Raw genomic sequence first — 24,403 nt, 5'->3', positions numbered from 1 at the left:
TTTTTACTTATTAGAATCTATTCCGATTGGTGTTTTTATCACTTTGTTTTTTCTGGTGTTGGCTCGGATATCATAATTCTTTTTCCAGGTTTCTTTGTTTACATAACCACGTTTATGGTCTAAATGCACACAAATAGCAGAATACCTGATTTGCTTTGATTTCAAACCTTTATTAAATAATCTTTCCCCCAATTCACGATCTTGTCCGCCATATTGCATTTCCTGGTTAAATCCGTTAATCTCCACTAAATCCTTTTTCCAACCCGACGAATTGTGACCATTCCACGAAGCATTTGTTGGTGTTATGAAATTCAGAATTTTGGCAGAAATTCCGGAAGCAATGAATTTAATATTCTTGCCGCTTGATTTTAATCCTTGTGATTTAAGCCAAGACAAATCGAAACATTTTTGGGCAATAATATCCTCTTTGGTAATCGCTTTAGAAATATCCATCGGAAGTTTAAAATAACCACCGGAAAGGAAATAACCTGCTTCTCTGTAATCTATATGAACTTGAACAAAATCTTCTCTCGGAATACAGTCGCCATCAGTAAAAATTAAATAATCAGAAGTCGAAGCTATAATTGCTTTGTTTAGAATTTGTGATTTCTGAAAACCATTATCTTCCTGCCAAACGTGTATTATCGGGATGGAAATTTCTTTTCTTAATCTATCGATTAATTCTCTTGTAGCTTCACGCGAACCATCGTCGGCAATGATAATTTCAAAATCTTTGAACGTTTGCACGCTAAAACCAATGATGGTTTTTTCGAGCCAATCTTCTGAATTATAGGTACTGAAAATAACCGATGCTGTCATGATTACAAAATTACATATTTTAATGCTTATCTATTCCCGATTCTATTCGGGTAATTTTATTCTTTTTATTAAATCTCCGAACTTCCAAATTATAGGCTATCTTTTCGGGATTGACATAACTTCTGGAATGATCTAAATGCACGCAAATCGCACTATAGCGAATTTGTTTTGAAAACAATCCTAAATTAAATAGCCGTTCACCCATTTCCCTGTCTTCTCCACCATAATCGAGCAATTCATTGAAACCATTTATTGCCAAAATATCGGCTTTATATCCCGAAGAATTGTGACCATTCCAGGAACGTTTTGTTGGTGTAACCCAATTCATAAACGCAGCAAAATAACTATTATGGACAAGTTTCGTGATTTTAAAATTGAGTTTCAATCCTTGCTTCCTGAGCCACGACGCATCAAAACATTTTTGAGCCAGAATATCATCGTCTGAAATTGCTTTTGAGATATTCATCGGAAGTTTAAAATAACCTCCTGAAAGAAAATATCCTTTTTCTTTTTGCTTGAGATGATTGTCTACAAAATCTTTTCTCGGAATGCAATCGCCATCAGTAAATAAAAGATAATCTGAATTTGATTTTAGAATGGCTGAATTGAGAATCCGACATTTTCGAAAACCTTGATCTTCATGCCAAACGTGAAGTATCGGATGTTTGAATTTGTCTTTGAATGATTCGACAACTGTTTTGGTTTTATCTGTCGAGCCATCATCGGCCACAATAATCTCAAAATCATTTTCGGTTTGAATAGTATAGCCAAGCAACACCTTGTGCAACCATTCTTCCGAATTGTAAGTAGAGATAATTATAGACAACTTCATACCATACAAACATAAAGAATAATTCGGATTTTAAGCAAAAGTAACCTTATCGTTTTTGGGCTTCAAAAAAAAAACTAATTTTACCACCCGAACCAAAGGTTGAATAGTATAAAATTAAAAAAGACATCCATGTTTAAACATTACTTGATTACCCGATTCAATCTAAGGGCTGAAAATTGGGATGTTACCAAAAACAATGAGCAGTTATTAACCGATGAATGGATGGACAATCGCATGTGGTTATTTGAAAATTTTTGCTTTCCATCAGTAGTCGGACAAACAAATCAAAATTTTGAATGGTTATTGTATTTTGATACTAATACCAAAGAAGTTTATAAAACCAGAATTATGGACTTGGTTGCGAATCAACCTAATTTTAAAGTGTTCTTTGTAGATGCAATGCCATCGTTTAAGCCTGAAATGTTTACATATATAGCTAATGAAACCAAAAATATTCCTTATTTGATTACGACCAGAATTGACAACGACGATAGCATTCACATAGATTTCATCAATGAAGTTCAGAAACAATTCAACCAACAGGAATATCGCGCAATTGATTTTATAAAAGGCTATTCGCTTCAAATTGAACCTGTATATATTTTAGCCAAGAAAGAACAGCTTTTCAATCCGTTTATCAGCCTAATTGAAAAAAATGACAATCCGAAAACCGCTTTTCATCAAGACCACAGGTATTGGAAACGCGATAAAAAAGTAACCCAGCTTGGCGATAAAAGATTGTGGTTATCGATTATACATCAACGCAATAAAGTCAACAAATTTGATGGTTACGGATTGGTAAAATGGAAAGATATCCAAGAGAATTTTACCCTCTCAGACGAAGCCAACAAACTAATCTTAGAGAAGACAATTCCTTATAGCAATTGGTTTTTTACCAGCATCAAAAATCAGTTTGTGCAAACATTTGAATTGAATTTTAAACTCTTAAAAAGAAAACTTGGTTTGTATAAAGCCAGATAAAGAATTAAGCATGGCAATTGAGTTAAAGCGTAAAAAGTTTTTAAAAGAACTAAGTAATTTAATCTTCTTTTGGTTTTTTGGCGTTGCCTTTTTTACCATATTTCGTTTGGTTTTCATTACGATTTTTCGTCAAAAAATCCAACATGAAATAGGTTTCAGCGAAATTCTGGATGTTCTCTTTATGGGTTTCCGATTTGACTGCACTGCTGTTGCTTATTTTTTATTACTGCCCTTTTTACTTTTGCTCGTTCTCGCACCATTTAATCGATACCGAATCATTGTAATCACGCGAAAAGTGCATCAGGTGTTTTTTATTATTCTCTCAACACTAATTTGTGTTATTACTATTAATTATTTCAAGGAATATGGCGATCAGTTTAATCATTTTCTTTTCCTAGCCTTGTATGATGATAAAAAAGCGGTGATGAATACTATTCTTGTAGATTTTCATCCGATTTTAAACAGTTTAATTATCATACTGACTGTAATTGTTGGTTTACTAGTGTTCCGCTTTTTTAATGACAAGAAGAACATCTATCAGGTATTCAAAAAGATTCGTTTCAAAAGAAGTAAATATGTTTTTGCGTTTTTGGTATTAGTACTTTTTGTTTTTGGTATCAGAGGTTCATTTTCTACTATTCCAATATTAAGAGAGTATTCGGGAATATCAAAGGATAATTTTTTAAACAAAACGATTATCAATCCGTTTCGTTCGTTAAAATATGCTATCAAAGATTTCAATAGATTGAATGAACACGGAAACAAAAATCCATATATGGATGAAGCTCTTTTTAAAGCTACTTTTCCTCAGGATAAAGTCACCGATGTTTTGAAGAAAACGGCTCAAGGACCAACAATTCAAAAGCCAAAACAAATTTTCCTTGTTGTGATGGAAAGTTATGATTCTTGGCCATTGATGGATAAATATCTTCCCTTTAATTTTTCAAGTCAACTGAACTCGATTGCTAAAAAAGGGACTCATTTCAGCCATTTCTTAGCATCAGGAAATACGACTATTGATTCCTTTGGTGCCATTATGACCAACGTGCCAAATTGCGGTATCAATCTAAGTCACATCGGAACCTCTGCTGCGCCTTTTGAAACCTCCATTTTTACACAGTTTAAGAAGTTAGGTTATGAAACTAATTTCTATTATGGCGGTTATCTATCTTGGGAAAATATTGGTGATTTGTCTAAATATTATGGTGTTGACCGAATTTATTCCGGAGTTGATGGCGGTGGAAAAACAGATACCGGAGGTTGGGGAATTGAAGATGAAAAACTTTTCAATCTGGTGATGCAGCACACAGATAAAGATAAATATTCGCTAAATATAATCCTAACGACAAGCTATCACGCACCATATACCGTTGATTTAGAAGCCAAAGGTTTCCCATATAAATCAACTGATGATTTTCCGCAAGCAATGAAGAAATACTATGATGGCGCGATGAATCTAAAAGAATTGGGGCATCTTTGGTATGGCGACAAAGCGATTGGCGATTTTGTCAGAAAGGCAGAAAAAGAGTTTACTGAAAGTATCTTCAATTTTACCGGAGACCATTTTGGCAGAAAGTTTCCTAACAGCAAGCCAAATCTTTATGAAAAGTCATCTGTTGCATATATTATGTATGGAAAATCAATTCCAAAATCTCTCAATTTGACTCCCGGTAGCCATATTGATATCATGCCGACACTTATCGAAATGATTGCGCCAAAAGGTTTTGAATATTACAGCTTTGGTGAATCGATGTTTACCAAAGGGAAAAACGAAGGTATTGCTTTCGATAAAATGATTGACGGAAATGATTTGTATTATTTCCCAAAAGGTGCCAACATCGAAAAAATTGATTTAACGACTTTCAAAGAAACCAGTTTTAAAAGAAGCGATTTAGAGTTGAAGCACAACAAGCTGATGGCTTTGGCCTGGTATTATACAATGAAAGGCAACGATCTAAAAACAAAAAAAAGTAAATGATGGATATAAATTCTGAAGTACACAAAGCATTCGAAGTTATACAAAATGGCGGGATAATCCTCTACCCTACTGATACTGTTTGGGGAATTGGCTGCGATGCGACCAATGCTGAAGCGGTAAAAAAAATCTATGCTTTGAAACAACGCGAAGAAAGTAAAAGTATGATAGTGTTGATGAATGGCGAAAAAATGATGTACAATGTTTTTAAGGAAATCCCGGAAACGGCTTGGCAAATTCTTGACTTATCTGAGAAACCAACAACTTTGATTTTGGATAATCCAAGAAATGTAGCAGCTAATATTATTGCCGATGATAAAACACTTGGAGTCAGATTAGTGAAAGAACCGTTTTGTTTCAAACTGATGGAACGCATGAAAAAACCATTGGTTTCGACTTCCGCAAATATTTCAGGAATGTTCACCCCAAAATCTTTCAAAGAAATTGCACCCGAAATTATAAAAGGTGTGGACTATGTAGTAAATTTGCATCACGAAAAAATTTGCGATAAACCATCAACGATTATTAAGCTTTCGTTAGACAATCAGGTAAAAATTATTCGCAAGTAAAACAATTTGAAAATTTGGAAATTTGAAAATGAGCTAATTAATTTTCAAATTATCTAATTTTCAAATTTTCAAATTAATATGAATTACATCAAAGCATTAGAAAACCCGATATTTAAAATCATTGCTCAAGCTAGTGAACAGCTTGGACATGAAAGCTATGTTATTGGCGGCTTTGTACGTGATTATTTATTGCAGCGCGACTTTAAAAAAGATATTGATATTGTAGCCATTGGTTCCGGAATTGATTTGGCTTTAAAAGTTTCCGAATTGTTGCCACACAAACCAAAAGTTCAGGTTTTCAAAAATTATGGAACGGCAATGCTTCGTTACAAGGAAATTGATATCGAGTTTGTTGGTGCGCGTAAAGAAAGTTATGCCGAACATAGTCGAAATCCTATAGTTGAAAATGGTACTTTAGAAGACGATCAAAATCGTCGTGATTTTACCATTAATGCCTTGGCTTTTTCATTGAATGAAAACAATTATGGTGATTTGGTTGATCCTTTTAATGGTTTAACTGATTTGGAAAATAAAATAATTAAAACGCCTTTAAATCCTGACATTACTTATTCTGATGACCCACTTCGAATGCTTCGTGCGATTCGATTTGCAACGCAATTGAATTTCACCATTGAAACAGAATCTTTGAATGCTATTGAAAAAAACAAAGACAGAATCAAGATTATTTCGGGTGAACGAATTGTGGATGAACTAAACAAAATTCTATCCACTGATAAACCTTCTATTGGCTTTTTGCATTTATACAAAACCGGACTTTTAGACATCATTCTTCCCGAATTGACTGCATTAAACAACGTAGAAGAAATTGAAGGTCATACTCACAAAAACAATTTTTATCACACACTTGAAGTCGTTGATAACATTTGTCCCAATACCGACGATATTTGGTTACGTTGGGCGGCTTTACTCCATGATATTGGAAAAGCGCCAACCAAAAAATTCAATAAAAAACAAGGCTGGACATTTCACGGACACGAATTCCTTGGCGGAAAAATGGTCAAGAAAATCTTTGAAAGACTGCGCATGCCATTAAACAATAAGATGAAATTTGTTGCCAAAATGGTGATGCTGAGTTCAAGACCAATTGTACTTTCAGAAGATACTGTTACCGATTCGGCTGTGCGTCGATTGGTGTTTGATGCCGGTGAAGATGTAGAAAATTTAATGACATTATGTGAAGCGGATATCACGACAAAGAATCCAACGAAATTTAAAAAGTATCACAACAATTTTGATATCGTCCGCAAAAAGATAATTGAAGTAGAAGAACGCGATCATGTGCGTAATTTTCAGCCACCTATTTCGGGTGAAGAAATTATGGAAATCTTCAATTTAAAACCTTCCCGTGAAATTGGCGTTTTAAAAGAAGCCGTAAAAGAAGCAATTTTAGAAGGTGAAATACCAAATGAATATCAGGCAGCATATGAATTTGTTTTGGCAAGAGCTGAAAAATTGGGATTAAAAAAAGTAATTTAAATTGGTTATAGATTAACTATTGTTGAATGTTTGGTTAGATATTCAATAGCTAATTTTGTAAAAACATTTTAATGGCAATGAAAAAAGACAAAGCGATAATTTACTGGCTACTCTCAGGTTGCATTTTAGTATTTATAATGGTTGTTGTTGGTGGAATTACCCGTTTGACGAATTCGGGTTTGTCAATGACCGATTGGCATTTGGTTACCGATACGCTTCCTCCTTTAACCGAAGAAAAATGGCAACAGGCTTTTGATGCATACAAGCAGTTTCCTGAGTACCAAAAAATCAACATTCATAACGACTTTCAGCTTTCGGATTATAAGTTTATTTATTTCTGGGAATGGTTTCACCGTTTTATAGGACGTATCATTGGATTGGTTTTTATAGTTCCTTTTCTCTACTTTCTGATTAAAAAACGAATCGATAAAGCCACATTAAATAAATGTTTCATTCTGCTTGGAATGGGTGCTTTACAAGGTTTCTTTGGTTGGTTTATGGTAAAAAGCGGTTTGGTTGATAATCCTGATGTGAGTCATTTTCGTTTGGCTTTGCACTTAACTTTTGCTTTCATCACCTTTGCCTATACACTATGGGTTGCATTGGATTTGATTTATCCTGAAAAGAAATTTGTGGTTGTTGAGTTGAAAAAATTGGCTAAGATTACCTTCATTATTCTTTTAATTCAAATTATTTATGGCGGTTTTGTCGCTGGTTTAAATGCCGGTTTGATACACAATCATTGGCCATTGATGAGCGACGGACAATTTTTCCACGATAGCATTTCTTTAGAAAAAGATTCTTGGTTAGCACGTTTCACTGAAGGCAAAAGCGGTGTTCAGTTTGTACACAGAACCATGGCCTATATTGTCGTTGGATTGATTTTATTCTTATACTTCAAAAGCAAAAAATATACTTTAACTGCTCAACAACAAAACGGATTGAACTCTTTAGTCTTAATTGTCTTTTTGCAATTCACTTTAGGCGTTCTCACTTTGCTATATAGCGTTCCACTTTGGTTGGGATTGGTTCATCAAATTACTGCGTTTTTCTTACTTACTGCTATGACATTTACCTTACATCGCTTGAGTAAGTAAAAAAATCTTTATTTCATCATAACTTCATCTTAAAAAGTTTAGTATCAAATAACTAGACTTTTGGGAACTATTTCTTATTTTTTACAGCTATTCACTTACCCTATTCTCATAAAAAATCATTTTTTTCTGACTACATCTCATTATTTTAAATAAAAAAAAACATTATTTAAAAAAATTGTTAATAAATAATGCACAAATAATAATTTTCAAGCAATATTTTTTTTAAGTTTGTAACAGTTGCAATTTTAATGCAATCGATTGCATAATCTTTTTAAGATGAAATAAAAACACATTCCATAATTTATTTTAAGAAAGTAACCAAATAAGCATTCATTATCTTTTATGTATATCGATTATGAAAAAACAATTACTTTTATTGATATTACTAATGTTGTTAGCAACAGCATTATCAAACGCTCAAAATAGAACTTGGGATTTTTCCGATACAAGTGTCTGGACATCAACAACAGGTGTTAGCACTAATACTACTAATTATTTAGGCACTGGCTTGAATATAATTTCATCTGGGTCAACTGTAGGTGCTATTGCTGCTTCTGCATATACTTATAGTGATGGTTTTACTTCTACAAGAGCTATGACATTTGCGGGTGTAACAGGACCATTACCGACAAACCGTGCCGTGTCTTTTTCAGTTACAGGAGCATCTACTGTAAAAATATGGGTGCGAACAAGTTCAACTGGCCGTACAGCTTCTATTTCTGATGGCACTTCTGTTTTAGCGTCATACACCTCTGCTAGTCCATCTCCATATACGAATGTTCTAACGGCTACCTACACAGGCGGTGCAGGGACAATTTATGTATATTGTAGTAATACTATGGAGATTGCTAAAATTCAAGTAATAGATAATTCATCACCCGGAGAAATAAATATTCAAGGAAACAGCACGAATATAGTTGACAACTCTGGAGCAGGAACAGCTTCAACAACAAATCATACTGATTTTGGGACAACCAATACTGGAACAGGCGTAACCCGCACTTATACCATACAAAATACAGGCACTGGCACTTTAACAGTAGGAGCGATAACTTTTGGAGATCCTACAAACTATACTGTTACAACTCTACCAGCTGCCTCGGTAGCTGGCGGAGGATCGACCACTTTTGTAGTTACTTTCAACCCTACAACTGGAGGGACAAAAGATTCAACTATATCTATCGTAACAAATGACACTGACGAAAATCCATATAATTTTTATATTACAGGAGTAGGAACAGCAGTGCCTGAAATTAACATTCAAGGAAACGGTGCTAACATTGTTGATAATGCTGCAGGAACATCATTAGCCAATCATACTGATTTTGGTTCTACAGCCGTTCTTACACCAGTAGTAAGAACATTCACTATATATAACACAGGAGGAGCTGATTTGACTATTGGTGCAATAACTTTAGGCGATGTTACCAATTACACATACACATCTCCAAGTTCCCCTATAACTAGTGGTGGTAGTGCTACATTTACCGTAACCTATACGCCAGCTGCTACTGGAACTCATCCTACAACTATTTCTATTGTGACCAATGATGGGGACGAAAATCCGTATAATTTTGCCCTTACAGGAACAGGATCAACAGGTCCTGCAGAAATTAATATTCAAGGAGGTTCAACTCCAACTTCAATCCCAAGCGGTAATAGTGCTACTTCTACTACCGATTATACTGATTTTGGACCTGTAACCAGTGGCGTTTCATATACGAGAACATTCACTATACAAAATACTGGTGGGGCGACATTAAATATTACTGGAGCTATTACTTTTAGCGGAACCAACTCAGCTAATTTTTCAGCTTCTGTTCCTACTTCAACTGCAATAGCTGCCGGAGCAAGTGCCACTTTTGTAGTAACAGTCACTCCTTCGTCAACTGGTTTAAGAACAGTAATCATATCAATACCAAATGATGACAGTAATGAAAATCCGTACACCTTTACCCTTACAGCATTATCTGGTAACGCAGATATAAATGTTGTCGGAGTCAATGGATCAAGTATTACAGATGGAGACACCGGCACAAGTTTAACTAAAGGAACTGATTTTGGTCCAACAGGTGTCAGTTCAGGAACAGTTGTAAAAACTTTTACCATTGAAAACACGGGCAGTGGTGGTCTGATAACGATTGGTGCCATTTCATTTTCAGGAACTAATGCTGCTGATTTCACCCTTACGGCTGCTCCAGCTGCTTCATTAGGAGGAAGTGGTTCTACAACCTTTTCAGTAACATTCAATCCAAGTGCTGTAGGAATAAGAACTGCCGCAATATCCATTGTGAATAATGATCCAAATGAAAATCCATATAATTTTGCTTTACAAGGAACAGGAACCGAACAGGAAATAAACATTCAAGGAAATGCAACATCAATTACCGATGGAGATACAACTCCTTCCTCTACAGACAATACCGATTTTGGTCAAGTAAATTATACTTCAGGAACAAAAATAGTAACCTATACTATTCAAAATACTGGAGGAGATATTCTAACAATTGGTGCCTTTACATTATCAGGAACTCATGCTGCAGATTTTACATTAGACACTACATTAACAAGTGCTTCTGTAGCGGTGGGAGCAAGTACGACTTTTACTATAACATTTGACCCTAGTGCTTTGGGAGTAAGAACCGCTGCAATATCTTTGGTAAACAATGACGCTGATGAAAATCCGTATAATTTCAACATCCAGGGAACAGGTGCGGAACAAGAGATAAATGTTGTAGGCAATTCGACAACAATAGTTGATGGAGATACAACCCCAACAACAACTGATTATACTGATTTTGGATCACAAGATTACACTATAGGATCAATAACAAAAACTTACACTATTCAAAATACAGGAGTTGGTTCTTTAACAATTGGAACCATTACATTATCCGGAACTGGTGCAGCCGAATTTTCAGTCAATACGACATCAACAAGTGCCTCAGTAGCAGCAGGAGCAAGTACAACTTTTACAATAACATTTGACCCAAGCAGTACAGGGACAAAAGTAGCGTCAATTACTATTGTAAATAATGACGCTAACGAAAATCCTTATAATTTTGACATACAAGGTGTAGGAAGCCAAACCTTCTATGACAGTGATGGTGATGGCATCAATGACAATATTGACACAGATGATGACAATGATGGAATAACAGATACTACGGAAGAAACAAATTGTAATCTGGCCAATGGAACCAAGGCCAATTATAAATTCTTAAATGAAGACTTTGGAGCAGGAGCAAGCAGAGTAACTATTAATACTACCTATACAGCAGAAACCACTTATTGCTATGAAGCCGGTACTGGTAGTGGGGCAACTTGTTCAAGTACAACCAGTACTAATTTAGATGACGGAGAATACACCGTAGGACCAAGTGCACAAATTGCAACATGGGCAGCAGGACAATGGTATACTGGAGAAGACCATACAACAGGAGATACAAATGGTAGAATGGCAATGTTTAATGCTGCTGCAACTGCTGGTACATTCTACACAGCCACAATCACAGGTGCTTTACCTGGTGTACCAATTACTTACAGCTTTTGGGTTATAAATTTAGACCGTGCCGATGCAAGTGGCATTGGTTCTAGAACAAGACCTAATATTAAAGTAGAATTTAGAGACATGAGCGATGTTGTATTGCAAACCATAAATACTGGTGATATTGCACCATCTGCTACTACACCTTCCTCTACCGACTGGAAGCAATTTACTGCTTCTTTAAACTTAAGTGTAAATTCATTCAAAGTGGTATTTATCAACAATGCCCCTGGTGGTGCTGGAAACGACTTAGCTATTGACGACATCTTAATTACACAATCCTTATGTGATTATGACAATGATGGAGTTGCCGATATATTTGATTTAGACAGTGATAATGATGGTGTTTCTGATGTAGTTGAAGCAGGATTAGGAAGTTTAAGTAACGGAAGAGGAAAAATTGATGCAGCATGGACAGATGCTGATGCAGATGGCCTTCATAATAGTGCCGAAGCTTCAGCTGCAATAGCAGCAATAGATTCTGATGGAGATGGTGTACCTAATTATTTAGATTTAGACAGTGATAATGACAGTGTCTTTGATGTAGATGAAGGAGCAGATAATACTGGAATACCAACTTTCACCAATGGAGATGGAGATATCACTGGCAATGGTCTGGGAGATGGATCAGATACAGAAACTTTCAGATCCAAAGACACTGATGGTAATGGAACTGCAGAGCTTATTGGAGATGGTATTTTAGATTTATTTGACAAGAGTTTAGGTGCTGGAAATTCTTTCAGCGACCAATACGGAAATCTAAATCAAGCAATTACAAAAGACACAGATGGAGATGGAACTCCTGATTATTTAGATATCACATCAAGTGGTGCAGGAATCTACGATATTGCCAACAATAAATTAATATATGCCCCAAAAGTTATAGATGCAAATAATGATGGTATTCTTGATGGTTCTACAGATATAGACAAAGATGGTATTTTGGATTCTTTTGATAATGACACAACTGCTAAAGGCTCACCAAGAAATTTAAACAAAAGCCTATTCCTGGATTTTGATGGTCGAAATGATTACGCTCAAGACGTAGCCGTTTTAGCAGGTTCTGCAGGATCTCTAATGGCTTGGATTGACCTAAATAGTGCTTTTTCTAGTACAGGTTTTATAGTTGGGCAAGATAGTTTCAATTTGAAAGTGAATAGCAGTAGAATTGTACAAGTAACCTGTAATGGTACTACAATAAGTTCTCCAACTGCTTTAGATGTGTCAAGATGGTATCATGTTGCAGCAACTTATAGTGCAAACAATTTAAATTTGTATGTTAACGGAGTTAAAGTTGCAACTTCAGCAACACCAACAGGTACTATTGTTGATGCCTCATTATTAACAATAGGCAGAAGTCCAAGTAATAGCACCAATTTCTTTAAAGGAAAAGTAGATGAAGTACGTGTATTTAATGTTAGACTAACAGACGATCAAGTACAGCGAATGGTATACCAAGAATTAAGTACCAATACAAATTTAACAGGAGCTTATATTACAGGAAAAGAAATCGCCCAAGACCTTACTACCTCAACTTCAGGAACCTTAACTTTTACTAATCTACTACGTTATTATAGAATGGATGCGTATAAAGATGATGTTCTTGATGATTTAACCACTACCACAGTTGATGTTACAGGAACAAAAATATACAATCATAAAAACATCTATTTGCAACAAGCTCCAATGCCTTTTGTAACAATTGCTGATGGAGATTTAGCAACAGCAGTTACAGATGTTACTAAAGATATTCAGGGAACAGATGTTAATAATTACAGTACTATTGTAAATGTTAAACATAATAACACCACCACTGTTTCCAGAACCGACGTTGGTTTAGTTGTTGATGCAGGCAAAAGTCTGACTGTAAATGGTGACCAAGCTCTAAATAATACTTGGTGGTTGTCATTAAATGGGAAAATAGATTTGGTAGGAAAATCACAATTAATACAAAATAGCAAAAGTGATTTAGATGTTACTAGTTCCGGTTATATAGAAAGAGACCAACAAGGACAATCAAATCTATACAATTACAACTATTGGAGTTCTCCTGTTAGTACTATCAACACAACATCAAACAACAATGGCTATACAGTTGGAGGGGTTATGAAAGACGGTACTACATCAACCCCACAAAACATTACTTGGGTTAGTGGTTATAATGGATCACCAACGACACCAATCACCCTAAGCAGCTATTGGATATTTAAATTCCAAAACTCAACAAATAACTATGCCAACTGGGCGCAGGTGGGACCTAACGGAACATTATTGCCGGGACAAGGATATACTCTCAAAGGATGCGGTTCGGCAGCAGTTAATCAAAATTATACTTTTGTGGGTAAACCAAATAATGGGGCTATTACTTCGACTGTTGGTCCCAATAACCTGAACCTTTGCGGAAATCCTTATCCATCAGCAATTGATGCTGATCAGTTTATTGATGACAATGCTTCGAGCATAACAGGAACATTATACCTGTGGGAGCATTATAATACAAATACTTCGCATATGACTATTCAATATCAGGGCGGTTATGCCACCTATACAAAAACGGGCGGAACAGCACCGGTTGCTCCGGCAGGGATAAGTGGAGCGGGTTCAAGTAGTAAAACTCCAAAAAGATTCATTCCGGTTGGGCAGGGATTCTTTGTAACAGGTTCGGCCAGTGGTGGAACAATTACATTTAACAATGGTCAAAGGTTCTTTATCAAAGAAGACGAAGTCAATTCTTATACTATGTTCAAAATGGATAGAGGAGGAAGGGATGTTGTTGCTGATCCGATGCATAACAATACGCCTGACCCTATTGAGCAGGAACAATTTACAAAAATTAGATTAGGATATACTTCAAAGGACAATTATCATAGACAAATCCTATTAGGTTTTATGAACGAACATGCCACTTCAGGATATGATGCAGGTTATGATGGTTTAAGCATTGAGACGCTTACTAATGATATGTATTTCATTAACGGAGCTAATAAATTAAACATTAGCGGAGATGGTTATTTCAATCCGAACAACATTTATCCTTTGGGTGTTAAAAACGCCACTGCAGGAACTGTTACTATTGGACTCGATTCACTGGAAAATTTTAATGACCGTCAGGAGATATACATTTATGACAGTGAAGACGACACCTACAACAGTATTAAATCAGAAAATTTTAAAGTTAGTTTGCCGGTTGGAACCTTTGAAAACAGATTTTCATTGCGATTTATGCAGAGCCCAGCGTCACTTAGTACATTAAAGGATGATACAGTAAACTATGGAATTGTGCTTACCCATTCGCAGGCGGACAATATGATAAACATCAAAAATGAGTTGGAGGACACCAATGTGAAATCGGTTGACCTGTTCAATATGGTAGGGCAAAATATAATGAATTGGACAGCGGACAAAGAAAACCAAAATAGTATTCAACTATCGACTTCGGGTCTTAGTACGGGAACTTATGTTGTAAAAGTAAGTACAGATAAAGGAATCATCACTAAAAAAATACTGATTAAATAAACGGTTGCTTTAGATAGGTTAGCAAGGTTAACAAAAAAAAGTCCCGATTTAATCGGGACTTTTTTATACTTTCTTGTTTGTTTTTATCGAACAGCCAATGGCTTTTGTCGTTGCCGGAGATGGATCATTTCCACTTTCCAATGCTGCGATGGCATTTTCCAGATATTTCTCTTTCACTGCTGAAACATCATCCGAATTATCATCAATCGCTCCGATGTATTTAACCACTAAATTTTTATCAAGTAAAAAGGCATGTGGCGTTTTCGTTGCACCATATTGCGGATAAATCTTTTGTCCTTCATCAACTAAATACGGAAAAACAAATCCTTTGTCTTTGGCCTTAGCCTGCATCAAATTGTAAGCGTCTTTTGGCTGCACATCAGGATCATTCGGATTTATGGCTAAGAGCACATAGCCTTTGGGTTTGTATTTTTTAGCCAAAGCATTAACACGGTCATCATATTTAATCGCAAACGGACACGTATTACACGTAAACACTACAATAAAACCTTTAGCGTCTTTGTAATCGGACATACTATAGGTTTTTCCGTCAACTGATTTTAATTTGAAATCAGTGGCTTTGTCTCCGGGTTGATATCCTTCAGAAACCATACTTTCCACTATTAAAAAGGAAGAAACAAATGCAAAAACTAATGGAATAGCTCTCATAATAAATTATTTTTTTTGATTAATAAATGTGTTGACATAGTCGTTGAGTTCGTTGAAATTATCAAATTCACGTTCGGCAAACAGCTTTTGATTTCCGCTGAAAATATATGTTGCCGGAATAGAACCTGACCAATCTTTGTCTATTTTGGGAAGCCAGGTGTTGTAATCTTTATCATTTAAAGAAACAACCTGAGCAGTTATTTTTTTCCTTTTGACAAACGGAATAAGTTTTTTTTCGATATCTTTTTTGCTGTCAAGACTGGCGAGAATTACTATTACGTTTTTATTTTGCTGATGCAGTTTTTCAAAATACGGTAACTCTTTAACGCAGGGTGCGCACCAAGTTGCCCAAAAATTAACCACATATATCTTATCATCATTTTTGATAATGGCTTTTTCAAAATCGGCAAACTTATCATATACCACAAATTGCTGCCCTATCGAAGTTTGAACAAAGGCTAAAAAAAAAGGTATAAGTAAAAGTCGTTTCATTGAAAAAGTTAAGCCTGACGAATTTACTAACTTAACGTTAAGGTTTAAAACTACTTAACAAAATTTTACCATTACTTTAACGACTAAGTCATCCTTAAAAGTACTTTAATCTATTATCCCAACCATTCCTTAAAATCATTCACACGCTCTCGGGCGACTATAATCTCATCGTCTTTGTAAGTGGGAAGAATGACTTTTAATCTGGAGTTGCTGTAAATCTGGATTTCCTTAATGCCTTTCATTGGGATTATGAATTTTCGGGAAATGCGGTAGAAATCCTTCGGATCAAGTTCGGTTTCGAGTTGTTCCAAAGTATTATCTAAAAGATAATCGCGATTATCAAAAGTATGTAGGTAGGTTCCTTTGTTTTCGCTGTAAAAACATTCTACTTCATCAATGTTTATCATCTTAAGCTGCTGTCCCATTTTGATGGTGAAACGTTTTTTATAGTTTCTGTCTATTGGATTTACCAACATTTTCTTTATCATTTCAAAATCCAATGACAAATTAGGAGCTGCTATATTTCTTGCTTTGAATTTGTTGACGGCGATTTCTAAATCATCTTCGTCTATCGGTTTTAGCAAATAATCAATGCTGTTCAGCTTGAAAGCACGCAACGCATATTCGTCATAAGCCGTCGTGAAAATCACTGCGCTTTTTATATCAATGGTCTCAAAAATTTCAAACGACAAACCATCAGACAATTGTATATCCAGAAAAATCAAATCTGGGTGTGGATTCGAATTAAACCAATGAATAGATTCTTCTACAGAATGCAGCATTTGATTTACCTGCAAACCCAGTTTCTCAACTTTACGTTGAAGCAATCGTGCTGCCGGTTTTTCGTCTTCGATAATTATTATGTTCATTTGGTTATGCGGTTATTTGGTTATTTGGAATGAAATTAACTTTTGCCTTATTTCTTTTCCCTTATCCCTTAATAATTACTCCCATTTATTCTGTTTTTCTTTTTCCATCAGTTCCTTAATCTTTCTTTCTTCCCAGTCTTTACCCATGAGTATTGTTGGAAGAAAAACGGAAAGTGCGTGCGCCAGTACACCAATTCCCCAAAAGAAAGGAGTAACAAACATTTCCCATCTCCAACCTTCACTTGAACTTTTATAATTCACAATCAGCAGTAACACGTTGATGACAACATATACCACCAAATGCGAGTAAAATCCTTTGATTCTTTTGACACGTTTTAATGCCTGCTGGTATTTTATTTCGTCCGGACTTAGGTTATAACTATTCATATTTATTTTGTTTTTCCTGATCCATAAATTCTTTTATTTTTCTTTGCTCCCACTCTTTTCCCAGGAATGGCGTATAGTTAAACGCTTTTAGTCCATGAAATAACAGCCCTATTCCCCAGCCTAACATTGGCCAAAAGAACCATAAATATTGTGGTGAATATCTTAAGTTGATGAATATAAGAAATAGCATCACTAATACATAAGAAAGCAAATGTCCATAAAAACCTTTAATTTCTTCAACCTGCTTTTGAGCACGTTGGTATCTTTCAAATTCCTGATTAAATTGTTCCATATTTTTTGAGTTGCTGAGTAGCTATGTGACTGAGCTGCTGAGAAACTTAGTTACTCAGGAACTTAGGCACTTAGTTACTTAAGTTAATTCCATTTAGTTTGTTTGTCTTTGTTTAAAATTTCGCGGATTTTCTTTTCTTCCCAGGATTTTCCGTAGCCGAAAGTTTCGAATGCATGGAACGTTAATCCCATTCCCCAACCAAACATTGGGAACCAAAACCATTGAAATCCGCCGGATTTTAGGTTTATAAATACCAGCACCGGAATCACACAGCAATACGAAATCAAATTGCCATAAAATCCTTTGAGTTTTTCTACGCGTTCTTTGGCCCGCATAAACGCCATGTTTTCGTTGTATATATTTTGTGTTTCCATAAAAGCAATCTGTTTTGTTAATATTGGAATTTTTACTTTAAAAAATTCAGGGCTTTCTTCAATCAGCATTTTGCGTTCCGAAATGAGTCCGTAACGGTTGACAATGTTTTGCAAGCCAACTCCTCTCCTATCTTGTAGCACTTCTTTTTTCTGCAGATTATTTTCAACTATAAGATAATTGTTCTCTATGTAAATCTTTATATGCAATGGTTTTTGCTCACTTACTACGTTGTGCTTGATCGTGTTTTCTAATAAAAGTTGTAATGATAACGGCACAACTTTAGCTTCCGGATTATCAAAATCTTCGGGCAATTCATAAGTGATACTGTTTTCAAAGCGCATTTTTAAAAGATTCATATACGTTTTGGCGAAAGCCAATTCTTCTGAAACCGAAACCAGTTCTTTATCTTTCTGCTCTAATACATAACGGTATATTTTAGATAAAGAAGTGGTAAATCTTTGTGCGTTATCCGGGTTTTCTTCTATCAATGAACTCAACACATTCAAACTGTTAAACAGAAAATGTGGATCAATTTGGTTTTTCAGACTTTCAAATTGTGCTGAAGCCGTTCCGGCTATAATCTTTTGTTCTTTGACTTTGCTTTCAGCGTAAGCTTTATAAAAATAAAATGCGTGGAAAGCCAAAGTAACAATGAAAGTCAAAATGATAGAAACAAGATAATTGGACAACTGTTCCTTACCTAAGAATGTGCTGAATGAAACTCCTTCGACTAGTACATCTTCAAAAATACGCAGTAAAAAAATAACCACAATTGAAACCAGAAAAGAAGCTAAGAAACCAATTAATATCCTTTTGGGTGTAAATCGATTGGCTTTAAAAACGTTGTCTAAATAGATGAAAATTGCAGCATTAGCAAAGTATAATGAAAGTCCATATAACATATTGTAACCAAAATTCACCAACAATGATTTGTCAAACTGAATAGTATTTCCTGTTATAAGCCTTATCAACAACAGCACAAAAAAAATGACTATTGATAAAATAATGGCTCTTGGAATTTCCTTCACTAATTGCTTCATTTCTGAAATTTTTAAAATTTTATTTGTTCTTTTCTGACCTGTACAAAGCAGAAGCTAAAAATCCAACGCCTATTCCGATTAGCGTTCCAACTCCAGTTTTATGCATTAACATTCCTCCTGCAATTCCGATGAACATACATCCTACGAAGATGGTTCCTGCGATTTTGTTAGTGTCTTTTTGTTGATTTTCCATGGTTTATATTATTTAAAGGTTTAGGTTTATTTACAACTTATCAAAGCTTGTTGTGCTCTGTCTGCACCCCAATTTGGATGAAAAGGAGTTTCAGGTTTAAAGTTAGCAAAAAGTTCAATTGATTTAGCGATTGCTTCACACATTGGTTTAGTGTCTGTTTTCCAATATTTAGCACCGCCAATTTCAAACTCGGCTTTAGAGAACATAGCTCTTGGATTCTTTGGATCTATCGCTAATGCTTTGTTATATTGCTCCATTGCCAAACCACCATATTTTTGTCCGTTAGTCATTGGATCCTGAATCAATATTGCTGTGTAAAGCATTGCCTGAACTACCATGATTTCGGGATTGTTCGGGCTAATAACAGTTGCATTGTCAATAGCATCCTGTGCTTTAGTTAAAAGTGCCGGAATTTTAGTTTTGTCCTTAGCGCCAAAAACTTCTATAGTGCTGATGAAAGCGATGTAGTAATTTGGCAACCAATTTGTTTTTTCTACTGATGCAATGCGTTCAAAAGTAGCGACTGCTTCGGTGTTATTTCCTTCGCCCCAAAGTTGCATGGCTTTTCCCATTCCTTGTTCGTATTGTGTTTGTGCCGATAAAAGTGAACAGATAAAAATTGCGATTGATGTGATAATTGTTTTCATGTTTTAGATTTTTTTTTAATTGTTTGATGAATGAAACCCTGTTTTTAATTCTGATGTAAAAGTATTATGGATGTAACTCTTATAAAATTTATAGTAACCGAACTGTTGATTTTGATGGATGAGTTGTAAAAGGGATAAGTTTTTTCTAATGCCTTTTCCCTAGTCCCTTATCCCTTAAAGATTTTTAAGTTGATTGTCTTTCTTATTATCACTAATCGTCCAAAAGAAACCTATAAAGAAAAATCTATCTGCTGTTGGTATTATGGCTTTTCTGTCATAAACTCCGTTTCCATTTTGTGTATCAGCATAATTGTAACCAAAGATATTTTGTGTTCCTAAAATATTCGAAACCGAGAAATACAATATCTTTTGTTGTGACAATAAATAAGCCCAATTGAAACTCAAACTGCTATACGATTTTGTCTTACCGTTCATAAAAGCCGCTTCGTTCGGATTATTAAAAGGTCGTCCTGAACTAAACTGTTGCGTAAAACCAACTTGTGATTTCCAATCATTAATCCAATATTTAGTTACCAATGACAAACTGTGTGTTGATACAAAACTTGGCGTTACTTCAGCAGTATAATTTTTATAATCTCTTTTGGTATCGATATACGAATAGGAAATCCAATATTCTAAATACTTGATGCTGTTGCCGTCTCTCCAAAAAACATCCAATCCTTTGGCATAACCTTGTCCGTCATTTGAAAACTGCGAATCAAATTGCACATTTTCTGTATCATATTTTACCAAATCCGAATATCCTTTATAGTAAACCTCAGTGCGAAGCGTTCTATTACCTTTTGCATATTGATAATTCAAAATATAGTGTGCAGCCTTTTCGGTTTTGAAATCATTTGAATATTTCAAATACTCTTGTCGCGGCGTTTGCTCAAAGTTCCCATAAGCAAATGCAAACTGACTGTTTTTTGAAACTTTATACGCCAAAGAAGCTCTTGGCGAAAAACCGTTTTCATTTATATAATCATTCGTCGAGACCCTTACTCCAACTTTTGCAGCAAACTTTTTAGAGAAGAAGATATCAGCTTCGGTATAAACAGCTGCGATATTGGAATCATAACCGCTTTTGAAAGTTGTATTGTAATCTTCATCAAACTTGCTGATGAAATAATCGGTTCCAAAATTCAGCTTTACTTTATCTGAAAGTTTTTTGGTGAATTTCAATTTTAGATGTGAAGCATGTTCGGCATTTTTTAAATCATTGTCATCGATGCCGATTTTATTCTGACCATAACCATAACTCAAACCGGTAAAGATTTGCCAGTTGCCACTAAAGTTTCCTTTATACGAACTGTTGAAATAGAAATTATTATTTCTCAAATTCACTCTCACTTTATCAGGCTGATTGATATCTTCCTGATTTAAATCGAAACGCGAAGCGTCAAAAGCAGCATATGCTTTAAAAATTCCATTGGCAAAATTATAGCGATAGACTGTTTCACCAGACAGCGATTGAAAAGGTTTGTTCCAGTCAACATCCTGCGGAATTGCTGCTTGATATGGCGCTAAATCAATATAAGCTGTATTGACACTCAACGAACTTTTTTTCCATTTTTGCGTATTGCTCAATCCTAAACCAACAGTCATCAACGAAATATCTGTTTTGTTTTGGTCGGCTTCGTCTTGTGTATTTAATAATAAAACACTCGACAAAGCTTCTCCATATTCAGCCGAATAACCTCCTGTAGAAAATGAAATTCCGCTAAACAAAAATGGTGAAAATCGCCCACGAGTTGGTAAATTATTAGTCGTTGCACCATAAGGTTGTGCTACCCGAATTCCGTCAACAAAAGTTTGGGTTTCATCAGCTTCGCCACCACGAACAAATAATCGACCATCTTCACCAACGTTTTGTGTTCCCGGTAAAGTTTGTAAAGCTGCAATAATATTTCCGGCTGAACCGGCAGTGGTTACAATATCCAAAGGTTTTAAAACCGAAACCCGGCTTTTTTCTCCGGCACTAAACGTTCCGGCTGTTATCACAACAGCATCTAGCGTATTGACACTTTCTTTAAGTTTAACGGTTTGGTTCTGGAATTTTTCAACTTCTATCGAAACTTTAATAGTCTCATACGACAAAAAACTAACCACTAAAAGTTGATTTCCTGTTGCTGTGGTTTTAAAATTAAAATTCCCTTTTTCATCTGTCGAAGCTCCATCATATGTTCCATCTATAAAAACATTCGCACCAACAACAGCTTTGTTTTTTTCATCGACTACAGTTCCAGAAATGGTTTGTTGTGCGTTGCTGATACAGGCAAGAAGTAAAAGTGTGAAAGTGTAAAAGGTTTTCATGTGTTTTAGTTTTGATGCAGCAAAGTTGTATCAAGGACTAAAACTATACAATATAAGTTTACCGAACTGTTATTTTTTGAGGATGAACTGCAAAAAAAAACCTGTTCGCTAGTGAACAGGTTTTTTTAGTTTGAATTATTAATTATCTGACAGGATATTTATCTTTAAAAGAAAGCTACTCGGTAGTTTTCTTGTTGTTTATCTAATTAACTAAGGCTAAATTAGTTGTTCGTTAATTCTAAATCTAACTTAATCGTTAAACTGCCGTAAAACTCGATAGAGTAACATTTATTACAAATTTGGTGCTTTTCGTCGATGTTTTTTTGGACTCAAAATCTTTTCAACAATTAGCATTTCGTAATTCGTAATTGATGAATTATAATTTATCTTTGCTCGCTTATAAAAATTACGATTATGATTTATAAATTCAGAGCTATTCTTGATGCAGAAGAAGATGTTTTCAGAGATATTGCCATTCAGGAAGAAGATACTTTAGAAGATTTACACAACGCTATCGTTAATGCTTTTGGTTTTGACGGCTTAGAAGTGGCTTCGTTTTATACTTGTGATGACACGTGGAATCAGGAAGAAGAAATTCCGATGTTTGATACCGGTGATGTTCCGGGTGAGCAAAAAATAATGAGCGATTATACCTTAAATCAATTGCTTGGTGAAGACCAAACCAAGATTATTTATGTGTATGATTTTATCAATATGTGGACGTTCTTAGTTGAACTTGCCGCCATTGAAGAACCAGAAGCCGGAGAAACCTATCCAAGTTTATTGTTTTCTCATGGTGAATTGCCAGCCATTGCGCCTGAAAAGGAATTCGAAGCTGAAGGTGAAGATTTTTATTCTGAATTTGAAGACGATTTAGACGATGATGATTTAGATGCCTTTGGCGGTGATGACAGTTTTGAAGATTACGGATTTGAAGAGAATTGGAACTAGTTAAGCATTTAGCTGTTAGCGTTTAGCTTTCAGCATTATAAAATAATTTCTAATAAAAAATTGCTAAAAGCTAATTGCTGATAGCAGACCGCTAAAAAATGATCAACCTATTTAACACTCACATTGAGAGTTTATCCATACACCGAGTTGGAAACAAAAGCAGAAATGAATCCGTATTTCTCTCGGAACTGCCTTATAACTTAAATGATGAAATCGTCCCTTTGTTAAAGGAATATTTCTTCAAATCATTTCGCGAAAAAGAGGAAAACTATTTTCAGTTTGCCCACGAAGTTGATCTGGAATACAATGATATGTTCAATTTGGCAACGGAAATTTTTACGAATCCGAGCAACATTCACGAAGTGTCGAAGAAAATTACGACACATCTTTTTGAGCAATCAAATCATCCGCATATTAAGAATGGAGAAGTTTATGTGGCATATTTCACGAACTTAAGTATCGACAATAATGTTGTTGATGCTATTGGTGTTTTCAAAAGTGAAATCATGTCTGATTTTATGCAGTTTGAAGAGAAAGGAAAGTCACTCGAAATGATTTTGCAACAAGGCATCAATCTGAATAAACTGGATAAAGGTTGTCTGATTTTCAACTACAAAAAAGAAGAAGGTTATAAGATTTTAAGCGTCGACAGCAACCGTTATGACACACGTTATTGGTTAGAGCATTTCCTTTCAGTTGATGCGTTTCAGGATGAAAATTTCATTACCAAAAAGTATTTGAAATTCTGTCAGGGCTTTGCCAAAGACGTTGTTTTTCCTGCCGAAGACAAGAAGGAAGAAGTAATGTTTATGAATCGTTCGGTGAATTATTTTGCCAAAAACGATCAGTTTGAAGAAAGCAATTTCCTGAATGAAGTTTTGGATAATCCTGATTTAATTCCGGAATTCAAAAACTATAAAGTCGACAAAGGCGAAAAATACAGCATCGAAGATGTGACCTCATTCCCGATTGCCAACGCTGCGGTTTCTGATGCACGAAAAGCTATAAAAAACGTAATTAATTTAGATACAAACATCCAAATCAAACTCGATTTTATCAATCCGGAAAGTGCTGAACGATTTGTAGAAAAAGGTTGGGATGAAGAAAAACAAATGTACTACTACTTAGTCTATTTCAATAAAGAACAAAAAAGTTAGTGTTCAGCTTGCCTACCGGCAGGCAGGTTTGCGGTAGCAGTCAGCAGTTCAAATTTTAAAAATAGAAATCTCCAATTGTTAAATCAGTTGGGGATTTTTTAATTATTGATATAAATAAAACCGTGAATTATATAAATTAAGATTATCAAAAGCTACTATATTTGTTCATTCCGAATACATGC

At 35.1% G+C, this 24,403-nt stretch carries 19 protein-coding genes; 8 read left to right on the top strand and 11 right to left on the bottom strand.

What is annotated here, in order from left to right; translation table 11 throughout:
- Positions 1 to 3 precede the first annotated feature (3 nt).
- Together L1S35_RS10150 and L1S35_RS10145 are read right to left on the bottom strand one after the other, a co-directional pair.
- Complete coding sequence (locus L1S35_RS10150; RefSeq protein ID WP_236400283.1) at positions 4 to 819, bottom strand: glycosyltransferase family 2 protein; 816 nt, start codon at positions 817 to 819, stop codon at positions 4 to 6.
- 19 nt (positions 820 to 838) lie between these two features.
- The gene (locus tag L1S35_RS10145) at positions 839 to 1,651 is read right to left on the bottom strand and encodes a glycosyltransferase family 2 protein (protein ID WP_236400282.1); all 813 of its coding nucleotides are present in this window, start codon (positions 1,649 to 1,651) and stop codon (positions 839 to 841) included.
- A gap of 129 nt (positions 1,652 to 1,780) precedes the next feature.
- Between L1S35_RS10145 and L1S35_RS10140 the strand changes: the two genes are divergently transcribed.
- From L1S35_RS10140 to L1S35_RS10115, 6 genes are all read left to right on the top strand, one after another.
- Entirely contained in the window at positions 1,781 to 2,632 is an 852-nt protein-coding gene (locus L1S35_RS10140) for a glycosyltransferase (protein ID WP_236400281.1), read from the top strand.
- 10 nt (positions 2,633 to 2,642) lie between these two features.
- Complete coding sequence (locus tag L1S35_RS10135; protein WP_236400279.1) at positions 2,643 to 4,610, top strand: LTA synthase family protein; 1,968 nt, start codon at positions 2,643 to 2,645, stop codon at positions 4,608 to 4,610.
- Positions 4,610 to 5,176 (top strand): L-threonylcarbamoyladenylate synthase, encoded by a 567-nt coding sequence (locus L1S35_RS10130; RefSeq protein WP_236400341.1) that lies wholly within the window; start codon positions 4,610 to 4,612, stop codon positions 5,174 to 5,176. The genes L1S35_RS10135 and L1S35_RS10130 overlap by 1 nt, the downstream gene beginning before the upstream one ends.
- A 78-nt stretch (positions 5,177 to 5,254) precedes the next feature.
- Complete coding sequence (locus L1S35_RS10125; RefSeq protein ID WP_236400277.1) at positions 5,255 to 6,673, top strand: CCA tRNA nucleotidyltransferase; 1,419 nt, start codon at positions 5,255 to 5,257, stop codon at positions 6,671 to 6,673.
- Positions 6,674 to 6,750: 77 nt separating this feature from the next.
- A complete protein-coding gene (locus tag L1S35_RS10120; RefSeq protein WP_236400339.1) occupies positions 6,751 to 7,770 on the top strand; it encodes a COX15/CtaA family protein in 1,020 nt (339 codons plus the stop codon).
- A gap of 355 nt (positions 7,771 to 8,125) precedes the next feature.
- Complete coding sequence (locus L1S35_RS10115) at positions 8,126 to 14,833, top strand: T9SS type A sorting domain-containing protein (protein ID WP_236400275.1); 6,708 nt, start codon at positions 8,126 to 8,128, stop codon at positions 14,831 to 14,833.
- A 63-nt stretch (positions 14,834 to 14,896) separates the two neighbouring features.
- Here L1S35_RS10115 and L1S35_RS10110 read toward each other — a convergent pair whose 3' ends face one another.
- The 9 genes from L1S35_RS10110 to L1S35_RS10070 all read right to left on the bottom strand — a co-directional run bounded on the left by L1S35_RS10110 (position 14,897) and on the right by L1S35_RS10070 (position 22,113).
- Entirely contained in the window at positions 14,897 to 15,502 is a 606-nt protein-coding gene (locus L1S35_RS10110) for a thioredoxin family protein (protein WP_236400273.1), read from the bottom strand.
- Between the two features lie 6 nt (positions 15,503 to 15,508).
- On the bottom strand, positions 15,509 to 15,994 hold the full coding sequence (locus L1S35_RS10105; protein ID WP_236400271.1) for a TlpA family protein disulfide reductase: 486 nt from the start codon (positions 15,992 to 15,994) through the stop codon (positions 15,509 to 15,511).
- 113 nt (positions 15,995 to 16,107) lie between these two features.
- On the bottom strand, positions 16,108 to 16,863 hold the full coding sequence (locus L1S35_RS10100) for a LytR/AlgR family response regulator transcription factor (protein WP_236400269.1): 756 nt from the start codon (positions 16,861 to 16,863) through the stop codon (positions 16,108 to 16,110).
- Between the two features lie 75 nt (positions 16,864 to 16,938).
- Positions 16,939 to 17,250 carry a 2TM domain-containing protein gene (locus L1S35_RS10095; RefSeq protein WP_236400267.1) on the bottom strand — a complete coding sequence of 104 codons (312 nt, stop codon included), beginning with the start codon at positions 17,248 to 17,250 and terminating at the stop codon, positions 16,939 to 16,941.
- A complete protein-coding gene (locus L1S35_RS10090; RefSeq protein WP_236400265.1) occupies positions 17,243 to 17,542 on the bottom strand; it encodes a 2TM domain-containing protein in 300 nt (99 codons plus the stop codon). The genes L1S35_RS10095 and L1S35_RS10090 overlap by 8 nt, the downstream gene beginning before the upstream one ends.
- Before the next feature lie 83 nt (positions 17,543 to 17,625).
- The gene (locus tag L1S35_RS10085) at positions 17,626 to 18,957 is read right to left on the bottom strand and encodes a 2TM domain-containing protein (RefSeq protein ID WP_236400264.1); all 1,332 of its coding nucleotides are present in this window, start codon (positions 18,955 to 18,957) and stop codon (positions 17,626 to 17,628) included.
- Between the two features lie 19 nt (positions 18,958 to 18,976).
- A complete protein-coding gene (locus L1S35_RS10080; RefSeq protein ID WP_236400262.1) occupies positions 18,977 to 19,150 on the bottom strand; it encodes a hypothetical protein in 174 nt (57 codons plus the stop codon).
- 26 nt (positions 19,151 to 19,176) lie between these two features.
- Entirely contained in the window at positions 19,177 to 19,797 is a 621-nt protein-coding gene (locus L1S35_RS10075) for a tetratricopeptide repeat protein (protein ID WP_236400260.1), read from the bottom strand.
- Between the two features lie 174 nt (positions 19,798 to 19,971).
- Positions 19,972 to 22,113, bottom strand: coding sequence for a TonB-dependent receptor (locus L1S35_RS10070; RefSeq protein WP_236400258.1), 2,142 nt, complete (start codon positions 22,111 to 22,113; stop codon positions 19,972 to 19,974).
- A 414-nt stretch (positions 22,114 to 22,527) separates the two neighbouring features.
- On the opposite strand from L1S35_RS10070, the gene L1S35_RS10065 reads away from it, so the two are divergent.
- Together L1S35_RS10065 and L1S35_RS10060 are read left to right on the top strand one after the other, a co-directional pair.
- Positions 22,528 to 23,064 (top strand): IS1096 element passenger TnpR family protein, encoded by a 537-nt coding sequence (locus L1S35_RS10065; protein WP_236400256.1) that lies wholly within the window; start codon positions 22,528 to 22,530, stop codon positions 23,062 to 23,064.
- 98 nt (positions 23,065 to 23,162) lie between these two features.
- Positions 23,163 to 24,221 (top strand): nucleoid-associated protein, encoded by a 1,059-nt coding sequence (locus tag L1S35_RS10060; protein WP_236400255.1) that lies wholly within the window; start codon positions 23,163 to 23,165, stop codon positions 24,219 to 24,221.
- Positions 24,222 to 24,403 lie beyond the last annotated feature (182 nt).

Origin of the sequence: Flavobacterium anseongense, assembly GCF_021608185.1 — a bacterium.
Taxonomy (GTDB): Bacteria; Bacteroidota; Bacteroidia; order Flavobacteriales; family Flavobacteriaceae; genus Flavobacterium; species Flavobacterium anseongense.
This window is presented reverse-complemented; position numbering and strand designations above follow the sequence as displayed.

What these genes read in the sequence shown, in the direction of transcription:
- L1S35_RS10150 (WP_236400283.1), bottom strand. Translation starts at nt 819, where the DNA reads ATGACAGCATCGGTTATTTTCAGTACCTATAATTCAGAAGATTGGCTC.
- L1S35_RS10145 (WP_236400282.1), bottom strand. Translation starts at nt 1,651, where the DNA reads ATGAAGTTGTCTATAATTATCTCTACTTACAATTCGGAAGAATGGTTG.
- L1S35_RS10140 (WP_236400281.1), top strand. Translation starts at nt 1,781, where the DNA reads ATGTTTAAACATTACTTGATTACCCGATTCAATCTAAGGGCTGAAAAT.
- L1S35_RS10135 (WP_236400279.1), top strand. Translation starts at nt 2,643, where the DNA reads ATGGCAATTGAGTTAAAGCGTAAAAAGTTTTTAAAAGAACTAAGTAAT.
- L1S35_RS10130 (WP_236400341.1), top strand. Translation starts at nt 4,610, where the DNA reads ATGGATATAAATTCTGAAGTACACAAAGCATTCGAAGTTATACAAAAT.
- L1S35_RS10125 (WP_236400277.1), top strand. Translation starts at nt 5,255, where the DNA reads ATGAATTACATCAAAGCATTAGAAAACCCGATATTTAAAATCATTGCT.
- L1S35_RS10120 (WP_236400339.1), top strand. Translation starts at nt 6,751, where the DNA reads ATGAAAAAAGACAAAGCGATAATTTACTGGCTACTCTCAGGTTGCATT.
- L1S35_RS10115 (WP_236400275.1), top strand. Translation starts at nt 8,126, where the DNA reads ATGAAAAAACAATTACTTTTATTGATATTACTAATGTTGTTAGCAACA.
- L1S35_RS10110 (WP_236400273.1), bottom strand. Translation starts at nt 15,502, where the DNA reads ATGAGAGCTATTCCATTAGTTTTTGCATTTGTTTCTTCCTTTTTAATA.
- L1S35_RS10105 (WP_236400271.1), bottom strand. Translation starts at nt 15,994, where the DNA reads ATGAAACGACTTTTACTTATACCTTTTTTTTTAGCCTTTGTTCAAACT.
- L1S35_RS10100 (WP_236400269.1), bottom strand. Translation starts at nt 16,863, where the DNA reads ATGAACATAATAATTATCGAAGACGAAAAACCGGCAGCACGATTGCTT.
- L1S35_RS10095 (WP_236400267.1), bottom strand. Translation starts at nt 17,250, where the DNA reads ATGAATAGTTATAACCTAAGTCCGGACGAAATAAAATACCAGCAGGCA.
- L1S35_RS10090 (WP_236400265.1), bottom strand. Translation starts at nt 17,542, where the DNA reads ATGGAACAATTTAATCAGGAATTTGAAAGATACCAACGTGCTCAAAAG.
- L1S35_RS10085 (WP_236400264.1), bottom strand. Translation starts at nt 18,957, where the DNA reads ATGAAGCAATTAGTGAAGGAAATTCCAAGAGCCATTATTTTATCAATA.
- L1S35_RS10080 (WP_236400262.1), bottom strand. Translation starts at nt 19,150, where the DNA reads ATGGAAAATCAACAAAAAGACACTAACAAAATCGCAGGAACCATCTTC.
- L1S35_RS10075 (WP_236400260.1), bottom strand. Translation starts at nt 19,797, where the DNA reads ATGAAAACAATTATCACATCAATCGCAATTTTTATCTGTTCACTTTTA.
- L1S35_RS10070 (WP_236400258.1), bottom strand. Translation starts at nt 22,113, where the DNA reads ATGAAAACCTTTTACACTTTCACACTTTTACTTCTTGCCTGTATCAGC.
- L1S35_RS10065 (WP_236400256.1), top strand. Translation starts at nt 22,528, where the DNA reads ATGATTTATAAATTCAGAGCTATTCTTGATGCAGAAGAAGATGTTTTC.
- L1S35_RS10060 (WP_236400255.1), top strand. Translation starts at nt 23,163, where the DNA reads ATGATCAACCTATTTAACACTCACATTGAGAGTTTATCCATACACCGA.